The following is an 18,284-nucleotide window of genomic DNA, read 5'->3' as shown; positions in this document are numbered from 1 at the left end:
ACGACTTTTCAAAGAGAAGGGACTTACGCATGCGTCCAAGAATCCTCCTGACGGGTATTCCTGGTCATTACACGCGCCTCGCAAACGGCGCCAATGGCCTGTCGGTTTCCTATTCGGAACGGCAAAAACAGCCCGAATCCAAGGACGAGTTTCTTCAGGAGCTTCGCAACATCAGCAACACCGGCAACTATCTGATCGGTGAGGGCGCTCTGCGTGCTATTGCGCCCCACGCCAAGCAGATCCCGTTCTGGCATCTTTACAACGCCCACAAGAACGGCACCGGTTTCGATGAATTCAATAACAACTTCGACATCTGCGTGTTCACCTGCGCCAATCTGTTGCGCAAGGGGCTTTCTGCGGATGCCGAGGCTGATGTCTTGAGCAAGCTCAAGATGCCGATCGTCATGCTCGGCATCGGCCACCAGAACCGCAAGGACCTGGAAACAGGCCTGCCGGAGGGGACGAAGCGTCTGCTCGATGTTCTCAAGGACCGCGAGCACTATTTCCTGACCCGCGGCTACGAAACCGCCGGCTACCTGAAGGACCAGGGATTCAAATACGTCCGGCCAACCGGCTGCCCCTCGGTCTATTTCGCGCCGAACAACATGCGCGCGTCAATGAAGAAGCTGCCCGACGTCAAGATCGGCCAGGCAAAGACGATCTTCTCGGGCTATCTCGGCGCCAATCACGATTGTATCGTCGATGCGATCGCGCTCAACCCGGAAGGCGCCAAGCCCCAATACATCATCCAGGACGAATTCCTGCACTTCGACATGAAGGTCGAGCCGGATGCCGATGGAAGGGTCTTCGATTCAAGCTCGGGCAAGATGCTCGGCGAACTCGCTTTTCCGGGCGCCGAGCGCCAGAAGGTGCCGTTCGATGTGCGCACCTTCTTCGATACCAACATGTGGCGCGCCTGGGCCTCGCACATGGACTTCAATTTCGGCCGACGTTTCCACGGCTCGATCATCGCTATGCAGGCGGGCGTGCCGAGCCTGATGGTGGCCGTCGACGACCGCATGCGCGAAATGCTGGGCTTTACCGGCCTGCCGTCGGTCGATGTCCAGGAGCTCGAAAAAGCTGAGAACCGCGCGGAGTTCGTAGCCAGCCATCTGGCCGGGCTGAACGCCTCCGAGCTGGTCGATCGCTATTCCGATCGCGAGCGTAATTTCCGGACGGTGCTGCGCGAGATCGGCATTGGCCTCTAAACACTGATGCCTTGGGCACGTTCGACCCGAGGCGCTCAATTCATGAAGTTCGGGCGGCGTGGTGAGGATTGCAGATCCGCTTCCTCATGCCGCCCTCGCTCTTCCTCAACTCTGTCGGCCAGTCCACAAACCAGGTGTATCAATGCGTATCCTGCTCACCGGAATTCCCTCTTACCTCCAGCGTACCGTCGCGCGTGTTTCCGGTGCGACGGTCCATCACAAGCCCTATTTCGACGACATCCGAAGCAAGAAGGATCTGGTCGACCAGGTCAAGAAGATCGCCAACACCGGCAACTACCTGATCGGCGAGGGTGCAGCTTACGCCTTGCGCGGTCATGACGTGACCTATGTGCCGTTCTGGCATCTGGTCAACAGCCGCGGCGCCAACGACGTCTACGATGCCCTGAACAAGGAATTCGACATGTGCGTGTTCGCCTCGGCGAACCTACTGCGTCCGGGATACTCGGCCGATCTCGAAGCGGACGTGTTCGAGAAGCTGAAGATGCCCGTCTTGGTGATGGGTATCGGTATCCAGAAGCGTGAGGGTCTCAAGGAAAACCTGCCGGCCGGTACGTTGCGGTTCCTCGAGGTATTGAAGCAGAAGGAAAGCTTCTTCCTGACCCGCGGCTATTTCACCGCCGAGTTCCTGCGGGCTGAGGGCATGAAGTTCGTCAAGCCGACCGGCTGCCCCTCGCTGTTCTTCGCGCCCAACGAGATGCGCCACTCCTTGACCTCGCTTGCCAATGCCGATTTGGCGTCGTCACAGAAGCTCGCGCTCGGCGGCTATCTCGGCAGCGTTGCCGACACCATCGTCGATGCCCACGCGCTGCTGAAGCCCGAGAGCGTGGCAAGCTACGTCATCCAGGACGAGATCGTCGCCTATAACCTGACGCTGCCCGTCGATGACAACGCGCCCGTCTATGACCGCTCCAGCGGCCGCATCACCGGCAAGACCGAATACAAGCATCAGGAGAAGTGGCAGCGGCAGAACGAACTGTTGGTGTTCTTCGACACCAACCAGTGGCGCGCCTGGTCTTCCACCCGGGACCTCTGCATCGGCCGGCGTTTCCATGGCTGCGTCATCGGCATGCAGGCGGGCACGCCCTCCCTGATGATCGCCGTCGACGACCGCATGCGCGAGATGCTCGAATTCATCGGCTTCCCCTATATCGAGGCGGGCGTCTGGAATCGTGAGGCGGACAAGAAGGCGCATCTCGCCAGCTTCCTGTCGAAGATCGATGCGCAGGCGGTTACCGAACGCTATTCGGCATGCGAGGCGAACTTCCAAAGTGCGCTGAAACAGGTTGGCATCTAATCTGCCCCTGACACGAGCAGCGTCCTTGGCGCTGCTCGTTGCCGCCCTGGTCTCCTGGGCGGCGCTTTCGCGTGGCGCTCCGGCGTTCGCGGGGGAGGCTGCGGCTGCCCGCTACGGCGTCAATCGGCTCAATCTCGCCTGGCTGGAGCGCGCGGAGCAGGAACGCATCCTTCGCGAAATTGCCGACAGCGGCGCGACGCATGTGCGGCTATCGCTGTCGCGCCCCGTCGACAAAAGCATCGACGGGCTGGAGATCGCCAATCGGCTGGGGCTGCGGATCCTGCTCGAAATCCAGCTGTCGAACAAAAGCTATTATCCGGACAGCGTTCACCCGCGCACCGGCTTCGGGCGCATCTGGGATATCAACCGGTTGTCCGATCTGGATCTTGATCGTTACCGCGCCGGCCTGACGTCAGCACTTCAGCGCATCGATGTCCTCGGCATCCGTCTGGATGCGGTAGAACCCGGAAACGAGATCAATCTCGCCGGCTATAACGGCGACCTCGCCGTCTACGAGAAGCCGGGCCAGGCGACGCCGCGACATCTCGGCGAACTCACAGATCCTGAGACCTTCGGAAAAGGTCTCGACAACTATGTCGAGGCGCTGAAGATCACCCGCGACGCCGTCAGAGAGAGCGCCAACAGCGAGGCGATCATCGTCTCCGCCGGGCTCTCCGACATGGGGCCCAAGGAAGCAGACCGGCAGGGGATGGAGCGGCTGGATCCGGGCGAGGTGATTGCCCTTTTGAAGGCGCGGGGCATGGACAAACTCGTCGACGCCTATGGCATTCACATCTATCCGGCGCGCAAGGATAAAGCGGCGATCACGTCGATCGTCACCAGACTTCTCGATTTCTGCGCACCTGCCGACCGGGGACGGCCGTGCTGGGTGACGGAATGGGGGATTGCCAACACGGCGCGCAGTTGCCCCGTCGACGATCGTGAACGCGAAGGGGCGATGTCGGCCATGCGGACGGTCTTCGAGCGGTTTGCCGAGGAAAAACGCCTGGATGCCGCCTACTACTATGACTGGGACACTCAGCAGAATTACCGGTTATGGCGCTGCGGTCGTCTGAGCCCGGCCGGCGTGCTCGCGATCGAACCGGCCAAGGACGGTTGAAAACCGTACAGGTCGCGCGGGCCGAAGCGTTCGGTGTCGGATCAGCGCCGCGTTGCGCGGCTCGTCGCCGGCTCAAGCCCCTTCCCGCGGTAGGTGACGGGAATGCCGAGTTCCTCGTGGGTCCGCGCCAGCGTTTCCAGCCACGTCGCCAGTTCCTCCGGCACCTTTTCGTCTCCGGTCTCCATCGCCTCGATCCATGCCAGGTTGCAATGGAGGGCGCTTGCCAGATTGATCGGCGTCCAACGAAGAACGAGAAGGCATTGGGTGAAACGGGCGGGGGTCATCGGTTGTGCTCAAGGTTGCATGTGGAATGGATGAAGCAGGCTTTACACGTCGAAATAAGTCAAGGTGATGACTTGCCGCGGCCAAAAGCCGTGATCTTTTCGTGAGTTAGAATTGATTGGGCAAAATGCCGCAGCGCAGCATGCGTTTGGCGCCTTTCACACGGCATTTGCCGGGAACGCCTGGAACCGATTGCCACGCCCAAGAAGCCAAATCGGCAAAATGCGGGACTGACTGTCGCTCAGCAGGGGGTTCTCTGCCCCGAACCGGTGCGAATCGCGCGCCTTTGAGGTTGAATGGCCGCAAATTCCGAGGACTGATTCGGTCCTGGACAAAGCGCTGAGGCGATCAACCGTTGCATGCACCCCTCTACCAGACCGCGATCAACATCGCCGCGAAGGCCGCGTTCTATCTGTCGCTCGCGATGCTGCTGCCGGCCGCCGTCGATCTGTTCTATGGCCACCCCAACTGGAGGGTCTTTGCCGGTTCGGCCTTTGCGACTGGCGGGCTGTCGCTCCTGGCGATCGCTGCCACGCAGGGCGGCTCGCCGCTGTTCAGCCGCAAGATGGGCTTTCTCGTCGTCAATCTTCTCTGGATCGTCGTCTCGCTGGTCGGCGCCATGCCCTTCTGGCTGTCGTCGCTGAAGCTCGATTTCGCCAAGGCCTTCTTCGAATCGGTGTCCGGCATCACCACGACGGGGTCGACCGTCATCAGCGGCCTTGACCATGCGCCTCCAGGCATTCTTCTCTGGCGCTCGATCCTGCACTGGCTCGGCGGTATCGGGATCGTGGCGCTCGGGCTCTTCGTCATGCCCTATCTCAGGGTCGGCGGCATGTCCTTCTTCAAGATGGAGTCCTCGGACACCACCGAAAAGCCTTTCGCCCGCATCGTCACCTTCACGCGTGCCTTCATCCTGATCTATGTCGTGATGACGGTGACGTGCACGATCATCTTCTCCTATCTGGGCATGAGCCGCTTCGACGCGATCAACCACGCGATGTCGACGGTCGCGACCGGTGGCTTTTCCACCCACGATGCCTCGCTCGGCTACTTCAACAGCCTGCCGATCCTCTGGGTCGCAACCTTTTTCATGACGCTCAGCAGCCTGCCGTTTTCCGTGCTCATCCTCTTCATTGTCCGTGGCCGGCTCGACACGCTGAAGGATCCGCAGATCATTGTCTTTCTGTCCTATCTGACGGCCCTCGCGCTCGCCGCAAGCCTTTACCAGCGGATCGTCAACGGGGTCTCGGCGCACGAGGCGTTGGCGCACGGCTTCTTCACCGTCTCCTCCATCCTGTCGACCACCGGTTTTGCCAGCGACGATTACATGCTCTGGGGTGAGTTTATTGTCGCGCTAGCCTTTGCGGCCACCTTCATGGGCGGCTGCTCCGGCTCGACGGCGGGCGGCATGAAGGCCTACCGCTTCATCATCATCTTCAATTCGATCCGCGCAGGCCTTTTCAAGCTGATCTACCCGAACGCGATCCACACCGTGCGCTACGGAAAAACCTTGGTCGATATCGACGTGCAGCGCACCGTGTTCATGTTTTTCACGGCCTACATGTTCATCTGGGCCTTCGGCAGCCTGGCGATGGGCGCCATGGGTTACGATCTCGTCACGGCGGTGTCGGCGGTCGCAACGGCGCTTTCCAACGTTGGCGCCGGGCTCGGCCCGATCATCGGGCCGGCCGGCAACTTCTCCACGCTCACCGACCCGGCGCTCTATCTCCTGTCGCTCATGATGCTGCTCGGCCGTCTGGAGATCCTGACGGTGCTCGTCATCCTGACACCGCTCTTCTGGAGGAACTGAGCGACAGGTCGAAACGAGGCGCGCCCTGTCATGCAGCCTCGGTCTTGCGGCGCGTGCCGGCGCTTTCGATGTAGTACTTCTCGTAGCGGTGGCGATAATGCTCGGCACCGCCAAAGTCGCTGTACTTTGCCAGTTCCTGCATATCGGTCTTGTTGAGAATCACGCCGAGGATCTTGGCGTTGATCTGCGGCTCCGAATGCAAGAGGTCGCGCACCAGCCGCGACGGCGTCCGTCCCCATTCGGCGACGAAGAGGAAACCGTCCGCAAGCGGCGAGAAGGCCTTGGCATCGACGACCGGGGCGAGGGCCGCAAGATCGACGACGACATAGTCGAACGACTTGCGGGCGTTGTCGATGAGCTCTGCCATGGCCGGCGAGGCGAGCAGCTCATGGCTGTCATAGGGCTCGTTGCCGTCCACAGCTTCACCGCCGACCGGCAGGATCGCAAGTTTCGTCTGCTGGTCGATCTTGATGCCCGCCGGCCAGGATGCCTGCCCGGTCAACGCTTCAACCAGACCCGCCTTCGGCGGCGGATTGATCATCTTGCTCAGACCTGGCTTGCGGATATCGGCATCGATCAAAAGGGTCTTCTTGCCGCTTGCAGCGAGAAGCGCCGCAAAATTCGCGGCGATGATCGACTTGCCTTCATCGGGCACCGCCGAGGCGATGCCGATGACGCGCGAGCCGTTGCCGGTCAGCATTCTGTCGCAGGCGAGCTTGGCGTTGCGGAAGGTCTCGGTGAAGGAAGAGCGGGGAGCGTCGAGCACGATACGGCTGAGCCGTTCGAACGACGGCGCTCCTTGTGTGACCGGCGGCGGCATCTTGTTCTTCATCAGCTTGGCGCGAACGAGATCCGTCGTTCCCGGATGACGCGGGCCGACCAGCGGAATGTAGCCGAACGACCGGTGACCGAGGATGGCGCGCACGTCGCCTTCGAGCCGGAACGTCCGCTCGCGGAACTCCTGGAACGCGGCAAACGCGCCGCCCGCCATCAGGCCGAGCACGGCCGAAAGCGCCAGCACCATCGTCTTCTTCGGGCTCGACGGTGAGGTCGGGACGCCGGCGCTCGAAATCACCCGCGCCTTGGCGATCGGGAAGGAGCGCTGCTGCGAGGCCTGCTCGTAGCGGTTCAGATAGGTTTCATAGAGCGTCTTCAGTGCGGCCGCCCTCTGCTCCAGTTCGCGCAGGTGCACGAGCGAGAGATTGGCGTTCGCGTTGCGGCCGGTGGTACCTTCGATGTTTTCGCGCAGCGACGCTTCGCGTGAGCGCGCCACCTCGTATTCGTTGCGGTAGCTTGCCGTCAGCTGCTGCAGTTCCTGGAAGATCTGGCGGCCGACATCGGTCTTCTCCTTGCGCAGCGACACGGCCTGCGGGTGGTCGGCGCCGAAACTCTGGCTCACGTCCTGTTCACGCTTGCTGACCGCAAGGTAGCGCGTGCGCAGATCACGGATGACCGAGTTGTCGCCTTCCTTGGCGGAAATCGTTGCATTCTTGACGGCCGTCTCCGGTCCCTGGTCGACGATCGCCTGGAACTGCTTGTAGCGCGCCGAGGCGCTTGCGCTATCGGCCTGGGCAATGATCAGCTGGCTGTTGAGATCAGCCAGTTGCTGTTCCGACATGAGTTCGCCGCGCGCCAGCGTCAGGCCGTTTTCGCTGCGGTATTTTTCCACCTCCAGCGCGGCAGCCTGGGTGCGCTGTCGAAGGTCTGCAAGACGTTCCTGCAGCCAGACCGACGCTCGTTCCGTCGCCTCGAAGTTGGCGTTGAGCTGGTCGTTGAGATAGGCATCAGCATAGGTGCGAACGATGCCAGCGGCGAGCTGCGGATCGCTCGAGCGATAGGCCAGCGAAACGACGGAGCTTCGCGTCACGCGTTCGACGGCCAGTCCCTGCTGCAGCAGTGCCGCTGCCTTTTGCCTCCGACCGTTACGGGCCATATCCTCGGAAATCTCCGGTCCGCTCGAGAAAATGCTCGTAACCGACTTCAGCCCGTCCTTGACGACGTCGAACGGCGAGCGCGGCGGATTGAGGACGGTGTCGTTGTCGGCAAGGTTCATCTTGTCGACGACACGCAGGGCAAGTTCGCCGGATTTCAGGATTTCCACGGCGCTGGCAATCTGGGTGTCGAGCAGGGCGCTGTTTTGCGGCGGCGCCTGCTCTTCGGCAAATTTCGACAGGTTTTCGTCGAGAAGGACCTGCGTTGCCGATGTGTAGAGCGGTGTTGCGAAGACCAGGTAGGCGACACCGAGGGCGATGAAGAGCGCCACGAACAGGCCGACCATTCTGGCGCGACGCAAGACGACCGAAAACAGACGATCGAGGTCGATGAAGCCGTCGGGCTCCTCCACGTTGCGCGGTACGACACTGTTGAAGGGGAGACTTCTTTGGTTCATTGGGTCGCTCTGTCCGTTTCCCTTTGGTCCGAAGGCTGGCGCCTCTTCTTTTCAAAAGAGGCGCCGAAGCCAGTTATGCGGCGCGGATGCGGCCTTCGTGAGACAGGACCATGTCCTTGACCGAAGCATAGACCGCGTCGCCGAGATCGGAACGCGCCAGCGCGAAGGCGACATTGGCGGCGATGAAGCCTTCCTTGGAGCCGCAGTCGAACGTGCGTCCATCATAGGGATGGGCGTGAAACGCTTGATTTTGCGACAGTTTCAGCATGCCGTCGGTCAACTGGATCTCGTTTCCGGCGCCGCGCGGCTGGTGGGCGAGGATGTCGAAGATCTGCGGCTGCAGGATGTAGCGACCGTTCAGATAAAAATTGGACGGGGCTTCGCCCACGCGCGGTTTTTCGACCATTTGGGTGACTTCGAACCCATAGGGGACGGCGGCACCCTTGCCGACGATGCCATATTTCGACGCATCTTCCGGTGCGCATTGCTCGACGCCGACGACGTTGCCGCCGGTCTGGCGGTAGAGGTCGACAAGACCGGCCATGCAGCCGCGTCCGCCGTGGCAAAGCATGTCCGGCAGGAGCAGCGCGAAGGGCTCGTCGCCGATGAGATCGCGAGCGCACCAGACGGCATGGCCGAGGCCGAGCGGCGCCTGCTGCCGGGTAAAGCTGACGGAACCGGCGCGCGGCAGCATCTCCTCCAGTTCGGAAATCTGGGCGTTCTTGCCGGAGCGGGTCAGCGACGAGATGAGTTCAGGCGTGTCGTCGAAGTGGTCTTCGATCGCCTGCTTGTTGCGGCTGGTCACGAAAACGATGTGCTCGATGCCCGCCTCGCGGGCTTCATCGACCGCATATTGCACGACCGGACGATCGACGATCGTCAACATCTCCTTCGGTATCGCCTTCGTCGCGGGAAGAAACCGCGTTCCATTGCCGGCGACCGGGATCACAGCTTTCCTGACGGTCCTGATACGGTCCATGGTCTTATCCTTTACTTACGTGCGGGCTTCCGCCCGAGGTGGGTCGTTCGGCCGCCACCGTCGAGGTGGCAGGCGTCATGCGTGCGATTGGCGCAAGCAGCCGGCGCAATCGCACGGCGATCGGCATTCTGAGGTGCCGAAGCGCTCTGGGGTTGGTCAGAGCCACCCGGGTGGCTCCGGCCAGCGATCTGGATTTCAGGTGTTCGACGAGGCGAAGGAAGGCGTGCGCTTCCACGAGGCTTCTCTCGCGCCGGCGCTGCATCGCCATCGCCTCACCATCGAGCGTGTGCCTGGCTAGGAATTCCCGGTCGGCCGTCATCATCGCTTCGATGTGGCGCAGTTCGAGCACGCGCGAGATCGAGCCTTCCCTGATGTGATAGCAATAGCCCGCGGAGGGATCGATGGCGCAGCGGCCGCCACGGGCAAGCGCCGAGGCGAGCAGGATGTAATCCTCGCCGATCCGGATCGTTTCCTCGAAGCGCAAGCGATGGTCGTTGAGGAACCGACGCTCGAAGATCGGCTTCATGTAGCCGAAATTGAAGGTCGAGCGGAAAAGCACGTTCGAACCGATGAAGGCCGCAAGCGTCAACGTCCGTCGGCGCTCAAGCTCGGCTTCGGGGAACATGCGCTCCAGTCGCCCGTCGAGATTGAGGACGTCGATATTGTCGACCGCGATCGAGGCTTCGGTCGCGGAGGCGATACCCATCATCCGCGACAGTCGCTCCAGGCTGACGGTATCGTCCGCGTCGAGAATGGCGATCCAGGTGCCGCGCGCCGCTTCGAGGCCGGCATTGCGCGCGCCTCCAGGCCCGCGGTTTTCGGCAAGCCGCAGCAGCCGCACGCGCGGATCTGCGAGTTCCTCGACGACCGCGCAGGTCTCGTCCTTCGAGCAATCGTCGACGACGATCACTTCGACATCGACGCCTTTCTGCGCGAGCGCACTGTCGATGGCGCGTCGGACCGTTTCGGCAGCGTTATAGGCCGCGATGACGAAGCTGACGTCGGGGGCGCGTTGCGTCATCAGGCGGTCGCTGCTCCGTATTGCTGAAGCTCGCGCACGCCGATGAGGCCGCTGACGACGCCCGCATGCATGATTGCGCGCAGCGCGTAGCGGGAGCGGGCGACCGGCGAGCCAAGCAGCAGCAGACTGGCGACCGCGCAATAGCCTGATTTCGCCGTCGCGCGGACGATTTCGGCAACACGGCTGCCGGCTTGACCCGGTTCACCCAAGAGCCGGCCATGAGTCTGGCCGGAACGGAAGCGCCGTTTCGCCAGCCAGGCAAGCCGCGCGCGTTTCTCCGGTACCGGTTCGAAGACCAGCGCATCGGGCGCATAGGCCAGACGCCCGCCATCCGCATGCATGTGGCGGAAAAACTCCGTATCCTCGCCGCCCGTCTGCCCGAGCGCCAAGTTGAACCGCCTGTTGAAGACGACCGGGCGAGTGAGATCGATGAGGACATTGCAGGTATAGCCCGTGCGGATCTCGCCATCGACCCAGACCGGCCGGGTCGAATGAAAATCGCCGCGGCGCATCCAGTTCGGGGCGGACAGCGTGTACTCGGCGCGAACCGGGCCGAGCACGACATCGGCGCCGGTTGTCTGCGCGGTATCGAGCAATTGCACGAGCCAGGTCCTCGACACCGTCTCGTCATCGTCGACGAAGGCGAGATAGTGCCCGGTGCTGTTGTCGAGACAGGCGTTGCGGGCGATCGAAATGTTGGACGCCGGGCAATGCACGTAGAGGATCTCGCAAGGCATGGTCGGGCGCATCTGATTGACCAGCGCCTCGGCACTCGGCGTCACGTCGTTGTCGGCGACGATAATGCGGATCGCAACATCTGCAGGCACGGTGATGAGCGCGAGGGAATGCAGCGTTTCTGCAAGTTCCGGCCGGCGAAACGTGCACACCGCTATGTCGATCTGCGTCTGCGCGACTGTGCTGGTCATGGTGCCACCCTCCGGTTACGCGTGGTGAGCAATTCCCGCCAGAAGCCGGCCGACCAGGCAAAATGCATGACCATTGCCGAAACGGCAGCGAGCGGGCCGTAGGGGTTCTTCTGGCCGAGCGCCATCCACATGCCGTAACCGATGCAGGCCGCAGCCCAGAGCACGACCGGAACGACCGCAAGCCAGCTGACGACCGCGAGCAGCGCGCCGACGGCGACCGGCGCGACGGCCAGCGGCAGCAGCTGCCTGAGGCTCGGCCAGGCGCGGTGCTTCAACACATTGCGCGCACGTCCGCGGCCATAGGCGAAATACTGGCGGAAGAGCGGCCCGACCTTGGCGCGGGGGTAGTAGACCATGCTGGTCCGGTCGGTCATCCAGATGCGGTAGCCTGCCTGACGGAAGCGATAGTCGAACTCCGCATCTTCGTTGTGGCTGAAGATCTCGTCATAGCCGCCGATCGCCTGGAAGGCGGAAACGCGCATCAACGCATGGTGACCGTGATCGGCCCAGTGGCTCGTCGCGCCCAGCCGGTGCTTGGCTCCGCCATTGCCGAGCTTGGAATTCTGGGCGTAGGCCGTGGCCTTCTGGAAGGGCGTGAAGCCAACCGTCTGCATGGCGACGACGACGGAGTCCGCGCCGGTCTGAAGCGCTTCTTCGACGAGACGTTCGCAGTAATCGTCCGGATATGTGCCGTGCGCATCGATGCGGATCATGTAGTCGAAGTCGGCGCCGTGGCGCGCGACGGCGAGATTGATCGCCGCGCTCTGGATGCGTCTCGGATTGTCGAGCACCAGCACGGCCGTATCCTTCTCGGCCAGACGCGCCGCGATCTCGCGGGTGCCGTCGGTGCTGCCGCCGTCAGCGATCAGAATGGCACCGTTGAGGCGCCTTGCCGCGGGTAGCAAGGCTTCGACGAGGCCTTGCAGATGTTCGGCCTCGTTGAGGCAGGGAATGACGATGAGAATACGCATGCTCATGACAATCCACCTTCGTTTTGGGGCGTTGAGGCATTTTGATGTGCTTGCGGGAATTCCAGCGCGATGCGCGGCGGGGCGGCGGACGTAACGGCCGACAGGCGGCGCACGAGACCCTCGCAATCGCTGCGATTGAAGATCCAGGTTTCCGGCGCGCAGGCAGCGATCCTCCGGGACGTGGCGTCGTAAATCTCTGAGGTCATCGACCCCATGAGCGCGGCAAGTGTGGCGGGATCAGCTTCGTCGAGCAGCACGCCAAGGCCGCATATGGCCAGGAACCGCGCGGTCTCGGTGCCGCGCAGCGCGATCGGCACCCGCCCAAAGCGGCAGCCTTCATAGAGCCGGTTCGGCAGCAGCCATTTGGAGTTCTGGCCTTCCTCGAAGAAGTCGATCGCCCAGGTGAAGTGCACGTCGGAGTAGATCGCGCCAAGCTCTTCCGGGCTGCGATAGGGGCCGTGGAACGTCATGAAAGGTTCGTTGCGGATGAAGCCGTCGAAGTCGTCGAACTCGCGATGGGCCGGCCGGCCGCGCAAAACGATTTCGAAGCGACCCTCCATGCGGCGCGAGAAGTCCGCCAGCAGCGCCAGCGATTTGCGGCAGCGCAGGGCACCGAACCAGCCGATCCGCCACGGGCCATCTGTCGGTGCGGCGGCAGCGGTCACCGATGGTCGCGCATCGTTTACATCGAGCTCGAGTACCTTGTTCTCAAGCATCATGGTCGGGGCCGAGATACCCGATAGCGGGCGGAAATAGTTTTCGACGAATGCGGGAGAACTGGTGATCAAGAGGCGCGCGTCACGGCCGAGCACGCGCTCGCTTGCCCGCAATGCCTTGCCAGCGATGCCGGGGGACAGGAGTAGGCGGTGAATGTCGAGGCATTCGTAGACAATCGGCACGTCACCGCCAAAGAGGCTGACGGCCTTTCTGGCGATGGCCAACATGTCGAGGTTGCGGGCAATGATCAGGTCTGGACGTTCGACGCCCCGCAGCGCCTGCTTCAGCGAGATACAGCTTTTCGCGATCGCACCGACACGCTGGACGAACCGACCGTCATGCGTGGTGCCGAGCTCGACCGGCACGATTCCCTCGATCGTCGCCAGCGGGTTTGCGTCGCGCCTGAAGCCTGCAAGCGTCAGCTGTGCGCCGCCTGCAAGCAACATCAGCACCCGCCGGCGAACGGCGGGGTCGGCAAGATCCTGTGCGAAGTAAAGTATCTTCAGCATGAACATCCAGTTTTCTGTCCGGCCGCGCCGGGCATGGTTCAAATTTCGCGCCGTGCAGCGGCGGGAGCCAGGCTGCCGACCGTGCTCCCGCTCGTCGGCTAGTTCGTCTTGCAGGCAATCGACTCAGGGAACTGGCAGTCATCCCCCGGTGCGGTGAAAGCCAACCGGTCGACCTGCATCATCGAGGGGCCCTTGTAGGCAAAGGCGCCCATCCAATCCGTCAGGGTGTCCGTTCCCCAAAGGCTGAAGAAAATCTTCTGCGGATTGGCCGGGATCTTTGCGGGGTCGGTGACCTCGTGGACCAGTTCGCCATTCACGTAATAGCGAATGCGCTCCTTCTCCCAGACGAAGGCGTAGTCGTTGAAGCCCTGGTTGGCACCTCCCGGCACATCGACCAGCTTCTCGTTGCCGCCCTTGGCCGAGACGTATTGGTTGATCTGCACCTTCGCCGGGTTCTTGCCGAGCACTTCGAAATCGATCTCGTCATGCGGCTTCTTGTCGGCTGGCCCGATATAGGTGAAGAAGGCGGAGTTCAGCCCCGAGCCGTCGGCCGTCTTGATCCGCGCCTCGTAGGTGCCGTAGCTGAAGCGCTTGCGGGTCTGGATTTCGCCGCAGGCGTAATTGCGCTCGCCGAGTTTTCCTTCGGTAAACGTCAGTTCGGCGATGCCGTTGGCGACTTTCGCCTGCTTTTTCGACCAGGTGCAGTTTTGATGCGCGCCATTGTTCCAGCCGTCCGAGACGTACCAGACGGCAGTGTCGAGCGTATCGAAATTGTCGATGAAAGAGGTACCCGTAGCGGATCCTTCGGCCAGGGCCGGGCCGGCAAGGCCGGCGGCGAGGAGGGTGAGCAGGGCGAGGCGGTGAGGTCGTTTCGATCTCATGGTCAGGTCCTTTGCTGGGGGGAGGGACCGGCGCGAACAGCCCCTGTCCGCGCACGCATGTCGCGGGCGGAGCCGGTCCGGCTGCCGGTGAGAATTGCGGTGAGGGCGGGCAGCCAGCGCTCGGAAAGCGCGTAGGCGCCAGCGAGGAGGGCGATCGTGATGAGCGGAACCACGCAGTAGAACGCCGGATAGTAGCCGATGTCCGATCGGTTCCAGATCATCCAGAGAAGCACGAGCAGCGGAAAATGCGTGCAGAAGATCCAGAAGCTAAGGCCACTGCCGCGAGAGAGCGCCGCGCCGATGTTCGTGCGCACGAGCAGTGCGGAAACAGCCCAGGAGCCGACGATGCCGGAAATCGCAATCAGGCTGCGCAGCATTTCGAGCCACACGGGAAAGTTCGGCCCAAACTGAAAGAGCAGGACGGACAAGAGCACGGCTGCGCTCAGGAACGCGATGGTAATCGGCCAGGAAAAGCGATCGAAGCTGCGGACGTCGATGCGATGCAGGCTCATGTAGATGCCGGCGCTAAACCCGAAGAGGATCGACTTCTTCAGAAAGATGCCGTTCGGAACGGGCAAAACCGCATAGGCGAAGAGGACGGCGAGCGTCTGTGCCGGATAGCGCTTGATCAGCCAGGCGAGCACCGGCGAAAGAACGATACAAAGCAGGAGGTCGCGGAGGAAATAGAGCGGCAGATTGACCGGCAGATCCTCAAGCGCGAAGGCCAGGCTCAGCCATTCCCTGGGGCTGGCTCCGACGACCTCGGGCAGGTAGCCCGAACTGATGTCCTTGGTCTGCGCGACGAAAACCAGCGCGAGAAACGCCAGGTTCCACAACAGAAACGGCAACAGAACGGTTCGTGCCTTGGTCTTCAGCATCCGGCCGTAATCGAAATTGTCGAGGCCGCGGCGGAACAGGAGATAACCGGAAATCGCGCTAAGACACGGGACACCGACACGGAAGAGGCTGTCGCCCAGGAAAATGCGCAACCAGTCGATGCCGCCATAGGTGCCGACATACGGACTGGTCGCCGGATCATAGGGCACATGCACGAAGACAATGCCCGAGATCAGCACGATGCGCATCAGATTGATCCGCGAGGAGATATTCGCGTTCACATCAACGATATCCGTCACCCCCATCTGGCAGCGCGTTTTGAAGCGGCCGTTTCAACAGAGCAGACCAGAGCCCGCACCCAGAAGATTAGGCTCGGGCACGGATCAAAATATGGCGTCGCAACAAACGAATCGCCCTTGGTGTGCTGCGGTGCAACATTAGGAAATTCGATTATTGTAGGAAAATAGGCCTATCCACTTGAGTGGAGTGGGAAAAAACCACGACCTGGGCGTCAGTTGGGGAATATTACCAACGACTGATTTTCTGATGCTTATGCTTGTCGAAGTGTCTGTGTAACGCTGAGAAGTTGTGCGCTTTTTCTTCAACTTTTCAGTAGAAACGATCACGCAAGCGTTATTCCTCGCCGAAATACGGCAAGGGTGGGGCAGCCTTTGGCGCTTTACCAGCCGCTACTCGGCTGCGGCCGGCACCGAGGTCGCAGCACCCCGGGAACGAACCATATCGTTGAGCTTCGCCAACAGCGGCCGTTCGGTGGCGAGCACCAGCACCAGGTAGATCAGGCCACCGATCGCCGCACCGGCGAGAACCTGAAGCACCGCGCTTGGAAGCAGCGCGCCGCAGTTGTCCAGCAACAATCTGACGATGACAGCCATAATGAAGGCCGAGACCAGCGGCCTCACCGAAATCAGGAAGCCGCGCAGGAAGGGCAACTGGTCGGCGCGAAAGACAACCCAGGAATAGCCGACGAGCGTCGCGAGGTTCACGAGGCAGAGCGCGATCATCGCTTCGACCAGCGATCCCCCGATCGCGCCATAGGCGACGGCGGCGGTGGTGGCGATCGCCCGGATCACCGCCCACCAGAAGAGGGTCGCGCCCTGGCCGATACCCTTGAGATAGGGAATGTAAGTGCTGCAGGGTGTCAGCAGGCCCTTCGACAGGGCGAGCAAGCCGAGCACCGGCCAGGCTGAAGCCCATTGCTGGCCGAAGAGCACGAGCATCGCCGGCTCGGCAAGCGCCCAGAGGCCGAACATCATCGGCGCGAGCAGCACGGTGGTGACCTGCGTGCTGAGCATCAGCGCCTGCGAGCGCCGCTGCCGGTCTTCGCCCATATGGCTGAAGGCGGGAAAGAGGACGCCCATGACCGCCGAAAGGACGATCTGGTTGGGAATGCTGGAAAAGCGGTTCGCCGCCGAGTAGGCGCCGGCATCCGAGAGACCGAGATAGCGGCTGATGACGACCATCGGCGATTGGAAGGTGATGAAGTTGGCGATCTCGGAGCCCATCATGCCGAAGCTGAAGCGGCAGAGCGAAAGAACGCGCCGTGCCGAAAACACGAAACGCGGGACGTAGCCGGAGACGGCATAGAGCCCGGCAAGCCGGATGAACGCCGAAACGAAAAGCTGCGCAAGCAGCGACCACACCCCGAAGCCGAGAAGCGCTGCCCCAACCGCGACGAGGGCGCCGAGGATTTCCGAGAGCATCGTCCAGACTGCGTCCTTGCTGAAATTCATCCGGCGGGCAAGCAGCGCATAGGCGACATCGCCCACAAGCTGCAGCGGGATGAGCAGGCTCATGATCTGCAGCAGATGGCTTGCCTCCGGTGCGCCGAGCAAGGTCGCGAGCGGTCCGGCGAAGACGAAAAGTCCAAGCGCCATCATCAGCGAGACCGCCAAATTGGCCCAGAATGCGGAGTGGATGAGCTCCATGTCCTCATCGCGCTGGATGACCAGAGCCGAGGCAAGACCGGCGCTACCGATCATCGCCAGAAACTGCACGACTGTGAGCGCGACGGCGACCGTTCCGAACTCTTCCGGCGTCAGGATGCGCGCCAGAATCGGCACGGTGACAAACTTCAGCCCGAATGTGCCTGTCTTTGAAAGGACGCTCCAGCCGACGTTCCGAGTCACAGACTTGGCGTTTACGTTTGAAGGCATGTGAGCATCCCGTGATGCCTTTGAAGGATTTCCGACAAAGGGCAAGCGCTAGATTAGAGGTCGCGACCCGGTGGGAGGAGACCACGCACTACTCTTTTAGAGAAACCGCAGGGGCGAAAAGATGGCGAAGCTAACTGTTATTATTCCCTACTACCAGAAGGAGCCGGGTATTCTTCGGCGCGCGCTCGCGTCCGTCTTTGCCCAGAGCTATCAAGACTTCCATGTCCTGGTGATAGACGATCAATCTCCTTACCCGATCGATGAGGAATTGAACCCGCTTGCCGATAGCGAGCGGGCGCGCCTGACGGTGATCCGCCAGGAAAACAAGGGTCCCGGCGGTGCGCGCAACACCGGGCTCGACAACGTTCCGACCGACTCGACCTTCGCCGCATTCCTCGATTCCGATGATATCTGGACCGTCGATCACCTCCAGAATGCAGTCGACAGCATGAGCCGCTATGGCGCCGACTGCTACTGGGCGTCGATCACCGGCAGCGAGGCATTCTACTACCATTTCGGCGTGGCCGACCTCGCAGAGAGCGATACGGTCGTGCGCCTACAGGAAAGCCCGCTTGTCGTCGAAATTCCAGATCTTTCCAATGTCATGCTGCGGAACTGGAGCTTCCTGCACCTCTCCTGCATGGTGATTGGCCGCCGGCTTTTCGAGACGGTGCGCTTTGATGCCGAGTTGCGTCTTGCGGCCGAGGACGTGCTGTTCTTCTGCGACTGCATTCTGGCTTCCAGCCGCGTCGTGCTTTGCGATGCGGCCGGTGCCGTGCGCGGGGAGGGCATCAACATCTTTCACTCGATCGACAACGATTCGCCGCAGTTCCTGCAGCAGCAGTTCAACACCTTCGTTGCGCTCGAGACGCTGGAGCACCGGCTTTCGCGCAAGCCATCGGCCGTCGCGTCGATCCAGTCCTACCAGCATACGGCCCGGCGCCAGGCGCTCTGGAGCCAGGCGCGCCGTCTGAAGCGGCGCAAGTCGCCACAGTTCCGGCTGCTGGCGCGTTGGGTCCTGCGCGATCCGAAGCTGTTGCAGAGCGCATTCGAGCTTGCCGTCGGCAAGTTCTCCCGTTCACGCTGATCCGGACAGAAACTCCTTTTGGAGGAAGAACAAGGCCGCAGGCGCGGCATCGAACCTA

At 62.0% G+C, this 18,284-nt stretch carries 15 protein-coding genes; 5 read left to right on the top strand and 10 right to left on the bottom strand.

What is annotated here, in order from left to right:
• Positions 1-29 precede the first annotated feature (29 nt).
• The 3 genes from L981_RS05765 (at position 30) to L981_RS05755 (ending at position 3,643) form a co-directional block, all read left to right on the top strand.
• On the top strand, positions 30-1,208 hold the full coding sequence (locus L981_RS05765) for a polysaccharide pyruvyl transferase family protein (protein ID WP_043612744.1): 1,179 nt from the start codon (positions 30-32) through the stop codon (positions 1,206-1,208).
• 142 nt (positions 1,209-1,350) lie between these two features.
• Complete coding sequence (locus L981_RS05760; protein ID WP_043612743.1) at positions 1,351-2,523, top strand: polysaccharide pyruvyl transferase family protein; 1,173 nt, start codon at positions 1,351-1,353, stop codon at positions 2,521-2,523.
• A gap of 46 nt (positions 2,524-2,569) precedes the next feature.
• On the top strand, positions 2,570-3,643 hold the full coding sequence (locus tag L981_RS05755) for a hypothetical protein (RefSeq protein ID WP_043612751.1): 1,074 nt from the start codon (positions 2,570-2,572) through the stop codon (positions 3,641-3,643).
• Positions 3,644-3,684: 41 nt separating this feature from the next.
• On the opposite strand, the gene L981_RS05750 is transcribed toward L981_RS05755, so the two are convergent.
• Positions 3,685-3,927: a hypothetical protein gene (locus L981_RS05750; protein ID WP_043612741.1), complete on the bottom strand. Its 243-nt coding sequence runs from the start codon at positions 3,925-3,927 to the stop codon at positions 3,685-3,687.
• Between the two features lie 353 nt (positions 3,928-4,280).
• On the opposite strand from L981_RS05750, the gene L981_RS05745 reads away from it, so the two are divergent.
• Positions 4,281-5,735 carry a TrkH family potassium uptake protein gene (locus L981_RS05745; RefSeq protein WP_043612740.1) on the top strand — a complete coding sequence of 485 codons (1,455 nt, stop codon included), beginning with the start codon at positions 4,281-4,283 and terminating at the stop codon, positions 5,733-5,735.
• Between the two features lie 28 nt (positions 5,736-5,763).
• On the opposite strand, the gene L981_RS05740 is transcribed toward L981_RS05745, so the two are convergent.
• The 9 genes from L981_RS05740 to L981_RS05700 all read right to left on the bottom strand — a co-directional run bounded on the left by L981_RS05740 (position 5,764) and on the right by L981_RS05700 (position 17,139).
• Positions 5,764-8,124 (bottom strand): polysaccharide biosynthesis tyrosine autokinase, encoded by a 2,361-nt coding sequence (locus L981_RS05740; protein WP_043612738.1) that lies wholly within the window; start codon positions 8,122-8,124, stop codon positions 5,764-5,766.
• A 73-nt stretch (positions 8,125-8,197) separates the two neighbouring features.
• Positions 8,198-9,103 (bottom strand): UTP--glucose-1-phosphate uridylyltransferase, encoded by a 906-nt coding sequence (locus L981_RS05735; RefSeq protein WP_043612735.1) that lies wholly within the window; start codon positions 9,101-9,103, stop codon positions 8,198-8,200.
• 4 nt (positions 9,104-9,107) lie between these two features.
• A complete protein-coding gene (locus tag L981_RS05730) occupies positions 9,108-10,124 on the bottom strand; it encodes a glycosyltransferase family 2 protein (RefSeq protein ID WP_043612731.1) in 1,017 nt (338 codons plus the stop codon).
• On the bottom strand, positions 10,124-11,050 hold the full coding sequence (locus L981_RS05725) for a glycosyltransferase family 2 protein (protein WP_043612730.1): 927 nt from the start codon (positions 11,048-11,050) through the stop codon (positions 10,124-10,126). The genes L981_RS05730 and L981_RS05725 overlap by 1 nt, the downstream gene beginning before the upstream one ends.
• On the bottom strand, positions 11,047-12,021 hold the full coding sequence (locus L981_RS05720) for a glycosyltransferase family 2 protein (protein ID WP_082005907.1): 975 nt from the start codon (positions 12,019-12,021) through the stop codon (positions 11,047-11,049). Before L981_RS05720 ends, L981_RS05725 begins: the two co-directional genes overlap by 4 nt.
• Positions 12,022-12,023: 2 nt before the next feature.
• On the bottom strand, positions 12,024-13,247 hold the full coding sequence (locus tag L981_RS05715; RefSeq protein WP_043612750.1) for a glycosyl transferase family 1: 1,224 nt from the start codon (positions 13,245-13,247) through the stop codon (positions 12,024-12,026).
• 98 nt (positions 13,248-13,345) lie between these two features.
• Positions 13,346-14,128 carry a glycoside hydrolase family 16 protein gene (locus tag L981_RS05710; protein ID WP_082005905.1) on the bottom strand — a complete coding sequence of 261 codons (783 nt, stop codon included), beginning with the start codon at positions 14,126-14,128 and terminating at the stop codon, positions 13,346-13,348.
• A 2-nt stretch (positions 14,129-14,130) separates the two neighbouring features.
• The gene (locus L981_RS05705; RefSeq protein WP_156133979.1) at positions 14,131-15,246 is read right to left on the bottom strand and encodes an acyltransferase; all 1,116 of its coding nucleotides are present in this window, start codon (positions 15,244-15,246) and stop codon (positions 14,131-14,133) included.
• 408 nt (positions 15,247-15,654) lie between these two features.
• On the bottom strand, positions 15,655-17,139 hold the full coding sequence (locus L981_RS05700; protein WP_043612719.1) for a lipopolysaccharide biosynthesis protein: 1,485 nt from the start codon (positions 17,137-17,139) through the stop codon (positions 15,655-15,657).
• 121 nt (positions 17,140-17,260) lie between these two features.
• Between L981_RS05700 and L981_RS05695 the strand changes: the two genes are divergently transcribed.
• A complete protein-coding gene (locus L981_RS05695; RefSeq protein WP_043612716.1) occupies positions 17,261-18,226 on the top strand; it encodes a glycosyltransferase family 2 protein in 966 nt (321 codons plus the stop codon).
• Positions 18,227-18,284 lie beyond the last annotated feature (58 nt).

This window comes from Ensifer sp. ZNC0028 (assembly GCF_000799055.1).
GTDB lineage: Bacteria > Pseudomonadota > Alphaproteobacteria > Rhizobiales > Rhizobiaceae > Ensifer.
The sequence above is the reverse complement of the archived record's forward strand: the minus strand, read 5'-3'. Positions and strand labels throughout refer to the sequence as shown.